At 71.3% G+C, this 15,094-nt stretch carries 19 protein-coding genes; 8 read left to right on the forward strand and 11 right to left on the reverse strand.

The window, feature by feature from the left end:
• Nucleotides 1-28 precede the first annotated feature (28 nt).
• Nucleotides 29-871, forward strand: coding sequence for a ferredoxin family protein (locus BLR90_RS12285; protein WP_091025493.1), 843 nt, complete (start codon nucleotides 29-31; stop codon nucleotides 869-871).
• A gap of 21 nt (nucleotides 872-892) precedes the next feature.
• Nucleotides 893-2,272 carry a cytochrome P450 gene (locus BLR90_RS12290; RefSeq protein WP_091025494.1) on the forward strand — a complete coding sequence of 460 codons (1,380 nt, stop codon included), beginning with the start codon at nucleotides 893-895 and terminating at the stop codon, nucleotides 2,270-2,272.
• Between the two features lie 12 nt (nucleotides 2,273-2,284).
• Here the strand turns inward: BLR90_RS12290 and BLR90_RS12295 are convergent, their stop codons facing one another.
• The 3 genes from BLR90_RS12295 to BLR90_RS12305 are packed head-to-tail and all read right to left on the reverse strand — an operon-like array spanning nucleotide 2,285 to nucleotide 3,787.
• Nucleotides 2,285-2,725: a hypothetical protein gene (locus BLR90_RS12295; protein ID WP_091025495.1), complete on the reverse strand. Its 441-nt coding sequence runs from the start codon at nucleotides 2,723-2,725 to the stop codon at nucleotides 2,285-2,287.
• Nucleotides 2,712-3,509: a hypothetical protein gene (locus tag BLR90_RS12300; protein ID WP_091025496.1), complete on the reverse strand. Its 798-nt coding sequence runs from the start codon at nucleotides 3,507-3,509 to the stop codon at nucleotides 2,712-2,714. The genes BLR90_RS12295 and BLR90_RS12300 overlap by 14 nt, the downstream gene beginning before the upstream one ends.
• A complete protein-coding gene (locus BLR90_RS12305) occupies nucleotides 3,506-3,787 on the reverse strand; it encodes a hypothetical protein (RefSeq protein ID WP_091025497.1) in 282 nt (93 codons plus the stop codon). The genes BLR90_RS12300 and BLR90_RS12305 overlap by 4 nt, the downstream gene beginning before the upstream one ends.
• Nucleotides 3,788-3,866: 79 nt before the next feature.
• On the opposite strand from BLR90_RS12305, the gene BLR90_RS12310 reads away from it, so the two are divergent.
• Nucleotides 3,867-4,229 (forward strand): zinc ribbon domain-containing protein YjdM, encoded by a 363-nt coding sequence (locus tag BLR90_RS12310; RefSeq protein ID WP_091025498.1) that lies wholly within the window; start codon nucleotides 3,867-3,869, stop codon nucleotides 4,227-4,229.
• A gap of 16 nt (nucleotides 4,230-4,245) precedes the next feature.
• On the opposite strand, the gene BLR90_RS12315 is transcribed toward BLR90_RS12310, so the two are convergent.
• Genes BLR90_RS12315 through BLR90_RS12335 form a run of 5 tightly spaced genes read right to left on the reverse strand, consistent with a single transcriptional unit; the run spans nucleotide 4,246 to nucleotide 9,346 of the window.
• A complete protein-coding gene (locus BLR90_RS12315; RefSeq protein ID WP_091025499.1) occupies nucleotides 4,246-5,325 on the reverse strand; it encodes an NAD(P)H-dependent amine dehydrogenase family protein in 1,080 nt (359 codons plus the stop codon).
• Nucleotides 5,322-6,479 carry a sulfotransferase family protein gene (locus BLR90_RS12320; protein ID WP_091025500.1) on the reverse strand — a complete coding sequence of 386 codons (1,158 nt, stop codon included), beginning with the start codon at nucleotides 6,477-6,479 and terminating at the stop codon, nucleotides 5,322-5,324. The genes BLR90_RS12315 and BLR90_RS12320 overlap by 4 nt, the downstream gene beginning before the upstream one ends.
• A 1-nt stretch (nucleotide 6,480) precedes the next feature.
• Nucleotides 6,481-7,320 carry an SDR family oxidoreductase gene (locus tag BLR90_RS12325; RefSeq protein WP_091025501.1) on the reverse strand — a complete coding sequence of 280 codons (840 nt, stop codon included), beginning with the start codon at nucleotides 7,318-7,320 and terminating at the stop codon, nucleotides 6,481-6,483.
• Nucleotides 7,317-8,465, reverse strand: coding sequence for a hypothetical protein (locus BLR90_RS12330; RefSeq protein ID WP_245715277.1), 1,149 nt, complete (start codon nucleotides 8,463-8,465; stop codon nucleotides 7,317-7,319). Before BLR90_RS12330 ends, BLR90_RS12325 begins: the two co-directional genes overlap by 4 nt.
• Nucleotides 8,466-8,467: 2 nt before the next feature.
• On the reverse strand, nucleotides 8,468-9,346 hold the full coding sequence (locus tag BLR90_RS12335) for a TIGR03619 family F420-dependent LLM class oxidoreductase (RefSeq protein WP_091025503.1): 879 nt from the start codon (nucleotides 9,344-9,346) through the stop codon (nucleotides 8,468-8,470).
• Nucleotides 9,347-9,393: 47 nt separating this feature from the next.
• Here BLR90_RS12335 and BLR90_RS12340 point away from each other — a divergent pair, with 47 nt between their 5' ends.
• The 3 genes from BLR90_RS12340 to BLR90_RS12350 all read left to right on the forward strand — a co-directional run bounded on the left by BLR90_RS12340 (nucleotide 9,394) and on the right by BLR90_RS12350 (nucleotide 11,014).
• Entirely contained in the window at nucleotides 9,394-9,819 is a 426-nt protein-coding gene (locus BLR90_RS12340; protein ID WP_091025504.1) for a nuclear transport factor 2 family protein, read from the forward strand.
• A 4-nt stretch (nucleotides 9,820-9,823) separates the two neighbouring features.
• On the forward strand, nucleotides 9,824-10,324 hold the full coding sequence (locus BLR90_RS12345; RefSeq protein WP_245715278.1) for a nitroreductase family deazaflavin-dependent oxidoreductase: 501 nt from the start codon (nucleotides 9,824-9,826) through the stop codon (nucleotides 10,322-10,324).
• A gap of 102 nt (nucleotides 10,325-10,426) precedes the next feature.
• Nucleotides 10,427-11,014, forward strand: coding sequence for a hypothetical protein (locus BLR90_RS12350; protein WP_091025505.1), 588 nt, complete (start codon nucleotides 10,427-10,429; stop codon nucleotides 11,012-11,014).
• Here BLR90_RS12350 and BLR90_RS12355 read toward each other — a convergent pair.
• Both BLR90_RS12355 and BLR90_RS21275 read right to left on the reverse strand, forming a co-directional pair.
• The gene (locus BLR90_RS12355) at nucleotides 11,007-12,119 is read right to left on the reverse strand and encodes an MFS transporter (RefSeq protein ID WP_218029413.1); all 1,113 of its coding nucleotides are present in this window, start codon (nucleotides 12,117-12,119) and stop codon (nucleotides 11,007-11,009) included. The two genes, BLR90_RS12350 and BLR90_RS12355, sit on opposite strands and share 8 nt — an antisense overlap.
• The gene (locus BLR90_RS21275) at nucleotides 12,119-13,093 is read right to left on the reverse strand and encodes an EamA family transporter (protein WP_245715279.1); all 975 of its coding nucleotides are present in this window, start codon (nucleotides 13,091-13,093) and stop codon (nucleotides 12,119-12,121) included. Before BLR90_RS21275 ends, BLR90_RS12355 begins: the two co-directional genes overlap by 1 nt.
• Before the next feature lie 40 nt (nucleotides 13,094-13,133).
• On the opposite strand from BLR90_RS21275, the gene BLR90_RS12365 reads away from it, so the two are divergent.
• Both BLR90_RS12365 and BLR90_RS12370 read left to right on the forward strand, forming a co-directional pair.
• Entirely contained in the window at nucleotides 13,134-13,637 is a 504-nt protein-coding gene (locus BLR90_RS12365; protein ID WP_091025508.1) for a MarR family winged helix-turn-helix transcriptional regulator, read from the forward strand.
• Between the two features lie 13 nt (nucleotides 13,638-13,650).
• Nucleotides 13,651-14,229: a SecDF P1 head subdomain-containing protein gene (locus tag BLR90_RS12370; protein ID WP_091025509.1), complete on the forward strand. Its 579-nt coding sequence runs from the start codon at nucleotides 13,651-13,653 to the stop codon at nucleotides 14,227-14,229.
• A gap of 9 nt (nucleotides 14,230-14,238) precedes the next feature.
• Here the strand turns inward: BLR90_RS12370 and BLR90_RS12375 are convergent, their stop codons facing one another.
• Complete coding sequence (locus BLR90_RS12375; RefSeq protein ID WP_091025510.1) at nucleotides 14,239-15,072, reverse strand: aldo/keto reductase; 834 nt, start codon at nucleotides 15,070-15,072, stop codon at nucleotides 14,239-14,241.
• Between the last annotated feature and the right edge of the window lie 22 nt (nucleotides 15,073-15,094).

Genomic DNA, 15,094 nt, shown 5'->3' on the forward strand with positions numbered 1-15,094 from the left:
CTAGAGCGGCGTCTGGTCGAATGTGCCGGTGAGTGAGCCGCTGGACGTCAGGTGCTCGGCGGCCAGCCTCGCCGACGCCGAGCCCATGGGCGGCACCGCGCCGACCGAGCGCGAGTGGCTCTTCGTCGAGCACGCCGGGTCGTGGGGCCGCCAGGCGGTCGCCGAGAGCCGGCTGCCCGAGGAGGTCCGGGACCACCTCGCGGCCTGGCCGGGGCGGGTGCAGCTGGTGCGCCGGCACGGTCGCGAGCCCGCTCCGGGAGCCGGGGTGCGGGTCTTCACCGCGTCGCTCGGCCCGACCCCGGTCGTGCGCAGCGGCGTCCTCGACCGGGTCGAGGACGTGCTGGTGCTCGGCGACGCCGACCTCACGCCGTACGACGGACCGCTCTGGCTGGTGTGCACCAACGGCCGCCGCGACCGGTGCTGCGCGGAGGTGGGCCGGCCGGTGACCGCGGCTCTGGTCGCCCGGTGGCCCGACGCGACCTGGGAGACCACCCACCTCGGCGGCCATCGCTTCTCCGGGACCCTGCTGGCGCTGCCGTCCGGGCTCACCCTTGGGCGGCTCGACCCCGAGACCGCGGTGCGGGCCTGCGAGGAGGTCGCGGCCGGCCGGGTGCCGACCTCGGTGACCCGCGGCCGGGCCGGGCTCGACGGCGCCTCACAGGTCGCCGAGCTGCACCTGCGGTCGACGTACGGCGCGACCGACGTGAGCGTGCTCGGGCGCGACGGCGACCGGGTGCTCGTGCTGGCCGACGGCGAGCGGTGGGACGTCACGGTCACCGAGAGCCGCGGGGAGCCGCGGGCGCAGTCGTGCGCGGACCTGAAGCTGAAGGCCGCACCGGTGTACGCCGTCAGCTCGGCCGGCAGGGCTTGACGTACTCGTAGTATGTGACGGGTGGCCCTTCTCGACGACGTCGGTGAGCTGACCGGCAAGCGCTTCCGCAGCATGAGCTTCGTGGGTGGCGGCTCGCTGCCACCGGTGGACGCGACCGGGCTCCCACCCGGCCCCAGGTGGCCGGCGCTGGCCCAGACCGCGGCGCTGCTGCGGTTCCGGCACCGGTTCCACCCCTACCTGCACCGCAAGTACGGCGACGTGTTCACCGTGCGGCTGGTGCCCAAGGGCCGGCCGCTGGTGTTCTTCACCCGGCCCGAGCACACCAAGGAGATCTTCGCGGGCGACCCCGACGTCTTCCACGCCGGCAAGGCCAACTCGATCCTCGGCCCGATCATGGGCCAGCACTCTCTGCTGCTCCAGGACTCCCTCGAGCACAAGCGGGCGCGCAAGCTGCTGATGCCGGCCTTCAACGGGCACGCGCTGCGTGAGTACGAGGCGCTGGTCACCGAGCTCGCGCGCGCCGAGGTCGCCACCTGGCGCAGCGGCTCCGACTTCCGCTCGCTCGACCGGATGAACGCGCTCACGCTCGAGGTGATCCTGCGCGTGGTCTTCGGCGTCACCGACGGAGCGCGGCTCGCCGAGCTGCGCCCGCGGGTCAACGCCACCGTCGACATCAGCCCCGCGATCCTGCTCGGCTGGGGCTACCCGCGGCTCCAGCGGTTCGGCCCGTGGAAGCGCACCGTCGACAACCAGTACGCACTCGACCGGCTGATGTATGCCGAGATCCGCGAGCGGCGCCTGGCCCCCGACCTCGCCGAGCGGACCGACGTACTGTCCCGGCTGATGCTGGCCGGCGCCGACGAGGGCGACACGCTCGACGACACGGAGCTGCGCGACCAGCTCGTCACGCTGCTGCTCGCTGGCCACGAGACCACCGCGACCGCTCTGTCGTGGGCGCTCTACGAGGTCGGCCGCAGCCCGGAGCTGCTGGCCCGCACGCAGCGCGCCGCCGACGAGGGCGACGACGCCTGGCTCGACGCGGTGCTCAAGGAGGCGATGCGCCTGCACCCGGTGATCCCGATGGTGGTGCGCACGCTGATGAAGCCCGCGACCATCGGCGGCGTGGACGTGCCGGCCGGCGCCACCGTCGGCCCGTCGATCATCGTCAGCCACCAGCGCACCGAGGCGTTCCCCGACCCCGAGGTCTTCCGCCCCGAGCGCTTCCTCGGCCACAACCCGCCGCCCAACACCTGGATCCCGTTCGGCGGCGGCGTACGCCGCTGCATCGGCGCCGGCTTCGCGATGATGGAGGGCGTCGCTGTGCTGCGCGAGGTCTTCCGGGAGCACGGCGTCGAGGCGCTCGGCCAGGACGAGCCCAAGGTCCGCAACATCACCAGCGTCCCCCGCAACGGAGCCCGGATCCGCACCACCTCCCGCTGACGGTCGAAGCGGTCAGGCTGCGAGCGGCCCGAGGTCGACGGTCTCGGCGATCGCCTCGAACACGTCGTAGTAGTCGCCGTAGTCCTCGCGGGCGACCGAGCAGGTCAGCGTGACCCCGAGCCCGCCGACGACCCACGCCCACTGGTCGCACAGCAGGTCGGCGGCGCCGACCCGGTGGGCGAAGCGCCGGTAGGCGACGTCGTGGCCGTCGAGGTCGTAGGTGTCGTCGTCCTCCAGGGCGAAGTCGTCGAGGCGCTCGGCCAGCTCGTCCATCGCGTCGTCCCGCCAGGACTCCAGGTCGCGGTCGACCGGCGTGCAGGTGAGGGTCAGCTCAGGACGTACGCCGCTCGCGGGCAGCGTCGTCGCCCGGGCGGCCATCAGGACGCCGTGGGCTGGGTCGGATCGCCGCCGCCAGCTGGGCGGCACGGCGATCCCGAGGTCACCGCGGGCCATCGGACAGCTCCCAGCTGATCGGCACCGGCGCGGCCAGCGAGGCCGGTGCCCAGTCGTCCTCGGAGGCCGACTCCCAGTCGTCCTGGACGGCGACCGGGGCGGGTGACGTGGTGGGCACGGAGGACGCCGTGGGCTCGGCGGTCGGCGCCGGCGGCGCCGACCCGGCCGGCGGATCGGGCTCCGGCTGCGGGTCCGGCTGCCGGTCGGATCGAGGGTCGGGCTGGGGCTCCGGCAAGGGCTCCGGCACGGGTTCCGGGACCGGGTCGGGGAGCGGCAGCCCGAACGGCCCGCCCGCGATCGGCGCCGGCGCCTGGGTTCCGGCGTGCTCCGCGAGCGTGACCTGCCAGTCGTGGTGAGCCCGGTGCTCGACGCGGCGGGCCTCGTGCACCGCGCCCTCGACCATCCGGAACACCTCGCGCTGGTGCTCGTCGGCGTAGGGGCCGGGTGGCTGGATCTCGAGCCCGACGATCACGAGGTGGTCGCGGGCCAGCGCGCGGGCACGCCTCAGGACCCGGCGTACGCCGTCGAGGTTGGTGGCGAGCTCGTCGAGGGCGACGGCGACCGCGCGCTGGGCCGACGCGGTGCCGACCGCGTCGTCGCGCAGCCGGCCCGCGCTGCCGCGGTAGGCGTCGCCGCTGAGGCCCTCGAAGTCGTCGGCCGGCAGGGACGCCTGGTGGCCGAGGAACCGGGTCGTGTCGTCGAGCGACTCAGCGAGCGTGTCGAGGCGGCGGGCGGCCCGCCAGCAGGACTCGGGGTCGCCCTCGAAGTAGGTGCTCAGTGTCATGACAGCTCCTGGTCGTGGATGAGGTCGAAGCCCCAGCCCACGGTGCCGTCGAGCACCGAGGACGACGAGACGAAGGTGTCGAGGGCGTCACCGAGGCGGCGCATCCCGTCGGCGGTGGCGGCGGCCTGGGCGAGCAGCCGCTCCAGTCCCTCCTGGGTGACGCAGCCGGAGCGGCCGGCGTCGGGCATCGGGATCCGGGACTCGTCGTCGAGGTCCAGACCGTGACGGATCAGGTCGCGGCTCGCGCGCCGCAGCACTCGCAGGTCGATGGTGAACATGGCCGGAGCCTGCTCGCGACGGCGTACCCCCGAAACCGGGCCGGTCTCGGCCTGTGGAAACACGCCTACGCTGAGCGTCATGAGCGACACCACCCCCGAGACCCAGGTCCACTGCCCCGAGTGCGGCAGCGAGCACACCTACGAGCTGGGCGGGCTGACCGTCTGCTCGATGTGCGCGTTCGAGTGGTCGCCGGACGACGTGGCGCCCGCGGTCGAGCAGGCACGGGTGGTCAAGGACTCGGTCGGCAACGTGCTCGCCGACGGCGACACGGTGGTCGTGGTCAAGGACCTCAAGGTCAAGGGGCAGGCGACCGCGATCAAGGTCGGCACCAAGGTCCGCAACATCCGCCTCGTCGAGGGCGTCGGCGACCACGACATCGACTGCAAGGTCGACGGCTTCGGCCCGATGCAGCTCAAGTCGAGCGTGGTGAAGAAGGCCTAGGGAGACCCGCCCTGGCTCAGCGGATGGTGCCGACCCCCGGGACCAGCGGCAGGTCGAGCGCGGTGACCCAGCCGGCGGGCAGGGCGTTGACGGCGGGTACGGCGTTCAGTGCGCGCAGGCCGGTGGCCAGGCAGCCGGCGACGGCGGGTGAGCGCCCCGAGCCGTCGGTGAAGCGGAACGACGTCTCCTGGCTGATCGAGGGCGAGCCGGTGATGTCGACGCGGTAGACGTCGTCCTGGGAGCCGGCCGGCCAGTCGGGCGCGGCGTCGAGGCCGATCCGGTTGACGTGCTCCAGCGAGATCACCTCGCGGCCCTGGAAGATCCCGTTGATCGTGAAGCGGATCGCCGCGACGTTGCCGGCCTCGATCACGCCCTTGGCGGTCTTGCGGTCCTCGGGGGTCACCCACTTCTCCCACGTGGTGGTGATGTCGTCGAGCTCGATGCCGGCGGCGTGCGCGATCATCGGCACGGTGGCGCCCCAGGCCATGATCAGCAGGTCCGGGATCTCGAGCAGCGGGGTGAACTCCGGCGGCCGGCCGATGCCCATCTCGTCCTCGTAGTCACCCTCGTAGTCGGTGTAGTCCAGCAGCTCGGAGGCTCGCACCGACTCCACCTCGCCGCACAGCCCCATCAGGGTCAGCGGGAACAGGTCGTTAGCGAAGCCGGGGTCGATACCCGTCGTGAAGCACGACGCGCCACCCTCCTCGCACGCGGCGGTGATCGGGTCGATCCACGCGGCGGGGTTCTGCTTCATGCCCGGCCACACCCACGGAGTCATCGCCGTCGAGCAGACGTCGATGCCGGCGCGCAGGAAGGCGCTCATGACGCGGATGTTGTCGTCGGCGTACTGCGCCGTCGGTCCGTAGTGGACCAGCGCGTCCGGCTTCAGCGCCACCAGGTCGTCGACCGAGTCGGTCGCGAGCACCCCGGTGTTGCCGATCCCGCAGATCTCGCCGGCGTCCTTCCCGACCTTGTCGGGGTTGCTGACGCCGACGCCGACCAGCTCGAAGACGGGGCTCTTCACGATCTCGGCGATCACCATCTTGCCGACCACCCCGGTGCCCCACACGACGACGCGCTTGATCTCGGGCTTCATCGGTCAAAGGCCTTTCGTACGTCGGTCTCGGTCAGGCCGTAGTCGGCCAGGTCGTACTTGTGCGACGGCTTCGCCGAGCCCGACCGCGACTCGCGGTCGATCTCGGTGACCGCCTGCTCCGCCTCGGGCGTCCAGTCGAGGGCGAAGCGCTCGTAGACGCCGCGGACGGTACCGAGCGGGTCGGAGACCAGGTCCTTGAAGGCGACGTCGACGAACTGCGACTGGTCGTACTTCGGCCGGGCGTCGTGGAACGCGTGGTAGGCCCGGGCCCACAGGTCGAGCTGGGTCCGGCCGATCACGTCACCGACGTACGTCGTGCTGTGGCCGAGCGTGGTCTCGGCCGACAGCGAGCAGGACGACGCGATGCAGACCACCGGGTCGCGGTGCGTGTAGACGATGAGCGCGTCGGGGTAGACCGTCATCAGCGCGTCGAGCGCGGTCATGTGCGACGGGTTCTTGAGCACCCAGCGCTTGTCGGCGTCGTTGAGCCCGACCAGCTGGAGGTTCTGCTTGTGCCGCGCGTAGGCGTCGGTCCAGTCCTGGCCGGCCAGCCACTCGGTGTAGCGCGGCACGTTGGCCAGCGACTCGTAGGAGTTGGACTTGCCGGTCTGGCGCAGCAGCCGCCAGCACTCCTCGACCGTGGTCGCATCCATGTAGTGGATGCCCATGAACTCCGGCGACTCCACGTGGTGGGCCGAGAACGCCTGCTGCATGGCGTTGAAGATCGGGTCGGACTCCCAGGTGTCGCGCGGGGGCCGCGGCTGCGGGTACTGCGTCAGCCACATCTCGAGTCCCTGGGCGCTGGGGTCCGCGTGCAGGTAGCGGTGCAGCGCCGTGGTGCCGGTGCGCGGCAGGCCCATCAGGAAGATCGGCCGCTCGATGGGCACGGCGCGGTGCTCCGGGTGCGCGGCGAACTGCGCCTGCGTGAGCAGCACCCCCACCAGCGCCGACTTCACCTCGGAGCGCTGGAAGTAGCTGCCTCGCGGGGTCAGCCCCGCCTCCGGCGAGGACAGGTCCTCGGTGAGGACCCGCAGGCCCTCCTCATGGGCCGTGCCGCCGAAGTCGCTCATGCCCGTAGTGCGTACGGCGGCCGCGACGATGTCCTCGTAGGACCCGACGTCGGGCCGCTCCCGCACCATGATGTTGTCGGACATGTCAGCTGTGGAACTCGCCGCAGTCGACGGTCAGCATCTGGCCGGTGACGGCGGAGGCCAGGTCGCTGGCGAGGAACAGTGTCGCGCGGGCGACCTCCTCGGAGGAGGCGAGGCGCTTGAGGTCGGTGGGCCCGGCCTTGTCGGCGTAGATCTCCTCATGGGTCTTCTCCTCGACAGCCGCGAGGAAGTCGAAGTAGCCGCGGTTGACGTCCTCGTAGATGTAGGACGGCGCCACGCTGTTGACCCGGATGCCGCGCGGCCCCAGCTCGGTCGCGAGCGACGAGGCCAGGTGCTCGAGCGCGCCCTTGGACAGCTTGTAGCCGGCGTACTCGGGCTGCGAGGAGAACGAGACGCACGAGTTGAGCATGATCAGCGAGCCCTTGCTCTCCGAGAGCGCGTCGGCGAACAGCGCCGAGAGCCGCAGCGGGGCGAAGACGTTTGTCTCGTTGACCTTCGCCAGCTTGCGCGGGCTGATCTGGGTGATGGGGTCCATCGGCGGGATCGTGAACGCGTTGTTGATGACGCAGTCGACGCGGCCGAACGCCTCGAGGGTCTTGTCGCGCAGGTTGACCCGCGAGTCCTCGTCGGTCACGTCGGTGACCACGGCCACGACCTTCCCGCCGTGGCCCTCGAGCTCCGCCTGGAGCTCGAGCAGCCGCGACTCGGTGCGGCTCGCGATCACCAGGTCGGCGCCCATCTTGGCGGCCTCCTCGGCCAGCGACCGGCCGAGGCCGGGTCCGATGCCGGAGATGACGATGACCTTGCCCTTCAGCAGGGCTACGGGGGTGTAGCGCTCCTCGATCGAGGTGTCGTGTGCCTCGGCGTATCCAAGCTCGCTCAAGAGATCATCCTTCGGGCTACGGAGCGCTGTCGCGCGGCGATGCGCTCGGCGTACTCCTCGGTGGTGATGGGGGTGAAGTGCGGGAGCAGGTCGGGGACGTCGGCGAGCTTGACGACCTGGATGGTCGGGCCGTCGGCGTCCTGGGTCAGGTCGCGCTCGAGGCGCTGCCAGCGCAGCATCATCGAGCCGGTGCGGTGGCCCGTCGTCTCGAGCCAGTTGGCGATCCCGGGGTTGCCCTCGGAGATCACGAAGCGCATCACGCCGTCGGGGTCGGTGACCGCCTGGGCTTTGGTGAGCGAGGTCTGGTGGGTCTCGTAGTCGGTCGAGGCGTACCAGTCGGAGCCGATCTGGATCGCCTGGTAGCTGCAGTCGGTGCACACCGGCACCGACACGATCATCGCCTCGTCCTCGGCGAGCTCGTAGTGGCCGATCGACGAGCGCTGCGACGCCAGGCCGCCCGGCGTCGACTGCGGTGCGGTCAGGGTGTTGACCGGCTCCTTGTACTGGAAGAACTGGGGGAAGGCGAACCACGTCTGGATGCTGCCGACCAGGCTGCGCGCGGCCACCTCGTACTTCTTGCGCAGCAGGTCCGCGGTCAACGGCTTGGCCGGTCTGCCCATCGTGTCCGGGCGCTCGATCGTCAGCGTGCCGCGCAGCTCGGTGTCCCAGTCGTTGAAGACCTCGCGCACGATCATGGTCTTGGCGCCGGGCTCCGCGACGTAGGTGAACTCGAACGTGCCGTCCGGCGCGATGTCGAGCTCACGGTCGTCGAAGGCCATCAGCGACGTGGCCGCCGAGTCGGCGCTGTAGGTGCCGGCCATCACCTGGAAGGACAGGTCCGCGCTGGTGCCGCGGCACCCGCGTACGACGTACTCGACACCCTCGCGCAGGTAGGCGTTGAAGTAGACCGCGTCCGGGTTGTCCAGCCCCTGCCGGGAGAACTGGTGCGTGGGGTTGATGAACAGCGGCCGGTCGAGGTCGTAGTCGAAGGCCATCTGCATGGCCATCCGGATCCGCCCGGCCAGGTAGTCGTAGCCCTCGAGCCGGTCCTGCTCGGTGCGGATGAACGGCGCGTTGGCGATGAGCTCTTCGGCTTCGGCAATCGCGTCCTGGAGGGGCTTGGTCAGCCCGAGTGACCCAGTCACAGTCATTCGTTGGCCTTGGCGATGATCTGGTCGGCGTACTTGTTGAGGTTGTCGATCTTGTCCTGGAGGGGCTCGGGGTCCGCGCCCATGATGTAGGGCACCCGGAAGCCCACGATGCAGTCGGTGACGCCCTTGTCCTCGAGGCGCTTGATGCCGTCGAGGTCGTAGGCGTCGTAGGAGATCACGTGCACCTCGAAGTCGTCGCGGGTGTCGCCTTCCTCCTTGCGGATCTCGGCGAGGCGGGTGAGCAGCCGGTCGAGCTCCTCGCCGTCGCCGCCGGCGTGCATCCAGCCGTCGCCCTTCAGCACGGCGCGGCGTAGCGCGTTGTCGACGTGGCCGCCGACCAGCAGCGGGATCTTCTCGCTGGCGCCGGGGCACTGCTTGAGCTCGTCGACCTGGTAGAACTCGCCGTCGTAGCCGAAGAACTCACCGGTGGTGAGCCCGCGCAGGATGTCCATGCACTCGTCCATGCGCTTGCCGCGCTTGGCCCAGTCGACGCCGAGGTTGGCGAAGTCCTCGGGCCACGGGGAGATGCCGACGCCGAGGCCGAGCCGGTTGACGGAGAGGAACGCCAGCGACGAGGCCTGCTTGGCGACCAGGACCGGGGGGCGCACCGGGAGCTTCAGCACGAACGGCGTGAGCCGCAGCGTCGTGGTCACCGCGAAGAGGTGCGCGCAGAGCACCATCGTCTCGATGAACTCCTTGCCGTCGAGGAAGGCGCGGTCGCCGGTGTCGGTGTAGGGGTACTTGGAGTCGGAGTCCTTGGGGTAGATCAGGCTGTCGGCCACGGTCATGCTGGTGTAGCCGGCGGCCTCGGCCGCCTGGGCGAGCGGAGCGTAGAACTTCGCCTGGGTCATCGCTTCGGCGTAGGTGAATCGCATGGGCGCAAGACTAGAACGTGTTTCAGTTTTCTGCCAGAGTTGAGCCTGTGGACCTTCAGACGCTCTCCGACCGGGCCGAGATCACCGACCTGCTGACGCGCTACACCCGCGCGATCGACACCGGGGAGTGGGACTGGCTCGACACCGTGTTCGCCCCCGACGCGCAGATCGACTACACGCAGTCGGGCGGCATCGCGGCGGCGTACCCCGAGGTGAAGCCGTGGCTGGCCGAGATGCTGCCGGCCTTCTTCCCCAAGCGGATGCACACGCTGGGCCAGCTCGACATCCGCATCGACGGTGACGAGGCCAGCTGTTCGGCGTACTTCCACAACCCGATGCCCATGGATGACGGCGCCGGGGGCGAGAAGATCGTGGAGTTCGGCGGGATCTACCATCACACCCTGGCGCGTACGGCGGACGGTTGGCGCAGCGTGCGACTGTTCGAAGAGGTCGTCTGGAAGCGAGGGATCTGAGCCTGTGGCCACGCAGATGACGCCCGAGGAGCTGGAGAAGCGCAAGAAGGCGCTGGCCAACCCGACGACGGCCAAGGTCATCAAGTACATGGCCCGGGCGCAGGTGCGCGTCTTCAAGCTGACCGGCGGCCGGATCGGCAGCAAGTGGCGCATCGGCGCGGGGTTCCGCAAGCCGGTGCCGACGCTGCTGCTCGAGCACGTGGGCCGCAAGTCGGGCACCCGGTTCGTGACGCCGCTGCTCTACCTCGTCGACGGCCGCAACGTGGTCGTGGTCGCGTCCCAGGGCGGGCTGCCGAAGAACCCGCAGTGGTACCCCAACCTGGTCGCCAACCCCGACACGACGGTCCAGATCCGGACCGAGAAGCGGGCCGTGCGCGCGCACACCGCCTCGCCCGAGGAGCGCGCCGAGCTGTGGCCCAAGCTGGTCGAGCTGTACGCCGACTTCGAGGTCTACCAGCAGTGCACCGACCGCGTGATCCCCGTGGTCGTCCTCGAGCCGCGCTGACCCTCGGTCCCTGGGTGGGCCTCGGCGCCGGGCCGGGCGTTTGGTCGGTTTGACCCTGTCCTCGACAATGGGGCGAACGCACCAAGCCCAGGGAGCAGAGACGTGGCCGAGGAAGACGACCGACCGACGCGAGGCTCCGGCGACGGTCACCCCGTGCTGACCGGCCTGATCGCGCTGGTGGCGGTCGCCGTCACCGTCGGGCTCATCCTGGGCGGCGGCGCGCTGGCCGCGACCCGCGTGCTGGGCATCGGTGGCGACACCGAGGCCACCGACACCTCCACCACCAGCGAGGAGTCGATGTACCTGCCGAAGCCGGAGCCGACCCAGTCGGAGTCCGGCCCCCTGATCACGCTCGAGCCCGACCCGGAGGGCCCGGTCAGCTCGCTGCCGACCGACGAGACCTCCGAGGCCGAGCCGGAGACCAAGATCGCGCTGTCGGCCGACCAGACCGAGGTCGGCTCGATGGAGCGGATCTACCTCACCGGCACCTACCCGGGCGGCGAGGGCGCGATCCTCCAGGTGCAGCAGTGGGAGGGCGGCGCCTGGGGCGAGTTCCCGGTGACCGCGTCGGTCAGCAACGAGACGTTCACGACCTACATCCAGACCAGCCAGACCGGCAAGAACCGGTTCCGCGTGGTCGACACCGACACCGGTGAGGCGTCCAACGAGATCCGGGTGACGATCAGCTGACCCGGCTGACCCTGCTGAGGTCGGCGCGCCGGGTCCAGTAGCCCACCCACGCGGTGCCCGCGAGCCCGAGCAGGCCGATCACCACGCTGGCCGTGGCCAGCGGCGCCGCGACGGCGACCGCCGCCACCAGCAGCGGCCCACCGGAGTTGCCGATGTCGCCGCACAGGCGCCAGCCGCCCAGGAACTGCGAACGACCCATGGCCGGCGCCGCGTCCGCGCCCAGGGTCATCACGATCCCGGAGCCCAGGCCGTTGCCGAGCGCGATCAGGGCGACGACCGCCGCCAGCCCCCAGATCGACGTGGCCAGGGGGAGGACCAGGCAGCCGGCCGCGGTGGTCAGTACGACGGGGACCGCGACGACGGTCCGCCCGTAGTGGTCCATGAGCCAGCCGCCGGGGAAGAAGAAGGCGATGTCGACGGCGGCGGCCAAGGCGAAGATCAGCGAGGTGTCGCTGGGGGACAGCCCGATGTGCTCGGCCCAGAGCGGCAGCAGCCCGTTGCGCACCGACCGGGACGCGGAGATCACCACGACCGCCAGGCCGAGCGTGAGCAGGGTGGCGCGGTGGGCGGCGAGGACGGACCACACGCTGGCGTGCCCGGCCGCGCCCTGCTCGGCGCGGCCCTCCGACCCCAGGTCCGGCATCAGCCGGGCCATCAGGGCGGCGACGAGGGAGAGCCCGGCGGCCAGCACGAAGGCCGCGCGCAGGTCGTAGAGGTGGATCAGCCCGGCGCCGAGCAGCGGGCCGATCAGGATCCCGACCCGGTGCGAGCCGCCCAGCGCGGCCAGCGCGCGGGCGCGGTGGCTGAGCGGCACCGCGTCGATCATGAAGCCCTGGCGGGCGATCAGGAACGCGGTCCAGCTCATCCCGCTCAGCATCGCCGCCGTCGCCAGCAACGCGACCGACGTACTGGCTGCGGCGCTGAGCATCGCGACCGCCTCGACCACCCCCGCGATGGCCAGGGTGCGGGGCTCGCCGATGCGGGCGACGACCGCACCGGCCGGCAGCGAGCCGAGCAGCATGCCGACGCCCAGCAGGGCGACCACCAGGGCGGCCGTGCTGACGTCGGCTCCCAGGTCCCTCGCGCGGAGCGCGAGGACGGGCATCACCGCACCGTGGCCGGAGGAGCTGACGATCGCAGGGGCGTAGGCAGTGAGGGCGACGTCGCGGAGACGGAAGGTCGGGGGAGCCGGGGGGCGCGGTTGCACCCGCCTGATTCTCCCTGACGCCGTCGGGCGCCGGCCTGCCCGGCCACCACGCCACCGAGCACGAGCAGCATCCCCAGCGCCTGCGTCCAGCCGAACAGCTCGCCGGCGACCAGGACGCCCAGGGACGTGCCGACGACGGGGTTGAGGAGCCCGACCAGCGACACCGCACCGGCGGGCAGCATCGCCAGGCCGTGGAACCAGCAGACGTAGGCGAGCACGGTGCCGACGCCGGCCAGCCATACGAACCCGGTGGCGGCGTCGACGTCGATCGCGGGGGGAGCCCCCTCGACGACCAGCGCCACGGGCACCAGGGCCAGGCCGCCGACCACGAGCTGCCAGGACACGAGCGTGCGCATGTCGACCGGCGCCGGCCACCGCTTGACGAGGACGAAGCCGAGTGCCGAGACCAGGACCGAGGCGAACGCGGCGACCAGTCCCAGGACCGAGACCTCGCCGGGGGCCCGGGCCAGGAGCAGGGCGACGCCGACCAGACCCACGAGCGCGGCGCCGACGCGGACGGCGCCGGCCCGCTCGCGGATCACCAGCCAGGCAAGCGCCATCACGGCGAGCGGCGACGTGGCCTGGAGGGTCGAGGCCAGGCCGCCGGGCAGCTCGTACGCGGCCAGGAAGAGCAGCGGGAAGAAGAGCCCGATGTTGCACAGCCCCAGCAGCGTGGCGCGCCACCACCAGTCGCCGCGCGGGAGCCGGCGGCGGAAGGCCAGGATCAGCAGTCCGGCCGGCAGGGCGCGGACGACCGACGAGAAGAGCGGCCGGTCTGGCGGCAGAAGCTCGGCGGTGACGAGGTACGTCGTACCCCAGGCGACGGGGGCGACAGCGGTGATCAGCAGCGCTCGCCGGGAGATAGTTTCCATGGAAGAGATAATATCTTCCGAGTCAGATATATTCCATCCCATGTCAGGGCAGCAGGAGCTCGACCACGTCGGCCGGATCATGGCGCAGTGGGCCGTCGAGCGCCCCGACGTCGACGTCTCGCCGCAGGGCATCATCGGCCGGCTGCACCGGCTGGCGATCCAGCTGGACGAGGAGCTGCGTCCGGTCTTCGCCGCGGCCGGGCTCTCCGACGGCGACTTCGACGTGCTGGCCGCCCTGCGGCGTTCCGGTGCGCCGTACGAGCTGTCGCCCGGCCAGATCGCCGAGACCACGATGGTGACCTCGGGAGCGGTCACCAAGCGCCTCGACCGGCTCGAGGGCGCGGGGCTGGTGTCGCGCCGGACCAGTGCGGCGGACGGACGCGGTCGCCGGGTGCGGCTCACCGAGCGCGGCCGGACGCTGGTGGACGACGTCTTCGAGAAGCACATGGCCAACGAGCACCTGCTGCTCGCGTCGTTCAGCGACCTCGAACGATCGCGGTTGGCGCACCTGCTGGAGGCCTGGGGTCGCGCGCTCGGGGCGTGACACCATCGGCGACATGACACGAGTCCGTCCGCTGCTCGCCGGCGTGCTGGCCGTCTGCCTCGGTGGGCTGGCCGGGTGCGGCGACGACGAGCCGGACCGCGCTGAGGCGCCCGACGTGTCGAGCAGCGTCGCGCCGGCATCCCCGGTCGAGCTCCGCGTGGTGCTCGCGACCGACCTCGAGCCGCCGCCCGACTCGCAGGTCTTGCAGCAGTTCGACAACCTCGACTGCGACGCGGCCCCCGCGGAGGTGGCGGCGGACGAGCCGCTGGCCACGTGCGACGACGCCGGCGTGAAGTACAGCCTGGAGCCGGCCCGCATCGTCGGCGGGATCGAGTCGGCCTCCGCCGGCATCCCCGAGGGTAAGGAGGCCTGGGTGGTGACCCTCGACCTCGACGCCGAGGCCACCCGCACGTTCGCCGACCTCACCGCCGAGCTCGCCGTGAGCCGGCTCCAGGTCGCGGTGGTGGTCGACGGCCGCGTCGTGACCGCGCCGCTGGTCCAGGCCCCGATCGCGGACGGACGCCTCCAGATCGCCGCCGACCTCACCGAGGAGTCGGCCACCGCGCTGGCCGACCGGCTAGCGCAGGGCTGACCCGGTCGCTCAGCCCAGGGTCTCGGGGTTGGGTCCGATCCGGCCGGCCTCACCCCGGTCGAGCGCGGTGATCTCGGCGACCTCGACCGGTGAGAGCTGGAAGTCGAAGATGTCGAAGTTCTCGCGCATCCGCTCCTCGCGCATGGACTTGGGGAAGACCACGTCGCGACGCTCGAGGTGCCAGCGCAGCGTGACCTGCGAGGGGGTCTTGCCGTGGCGCTTGGCGATCCGCTGGATGACCTCGTCGTCGTTGACCTTGCCGCGCGCGATCGGCGACCACGCCTCGACGGTGATGCCGTGCGCGTGGGAGGCGGCGCGCACGTCGTCGTTGGCGAGGTAGGGATGCGCCTCGATCTGGTTCACGGCCGGGATCTCGCCGGTCTCGCCGATGATCCGGTCGAGGTGCTCGGCGTGGAAGTTGGAGACCCCCACCGACCGGGCGCGGCCCTCGGCCCGGAGCTCGGTCATGGCCTTCCAGGTCGACACGTAGTCGCCGTCGTACGACGTGGGCAGCGGCCAGTGGATGAGGAACAGGTCGACGTGGTCGAGGCCGAGGCGGGCCAGCGACTCGTCGAAGCTGCGCCGTACGTCGTCGGGCCGGTGGTTGCCGTTGTCGAGCTTGGTCGTGACGTACAGCTCGTCGCGCGGGATGCCGGAGGAGGCGATCGCCTGGCCGACGCCCTCCTCGTTGCCGTACATCTGCGCGGTGTCGATGTGGCGGTAGCCGATGTCGAGCGCGGTCCCCACGGTGGCCGCGGTCTGCGCCGCCGGCACCTGGAATACGCCGAAGCCGAGCTGGGGGATGGAGGTCTGGTCGTTGAGGGTGATCGTGGGAACGGTCATAGGGGCCTGTAACCCGCCCGGT

This window comes from Nocardioides szechwanensis, from assembly GCF_900103935.1.
Lineage (GTDB): Bacteria > Actinomycetota > Actinomycetes > Propionibacteriales > Nocardioidaceae > Nocardioides > Nocardioides szechwanensis.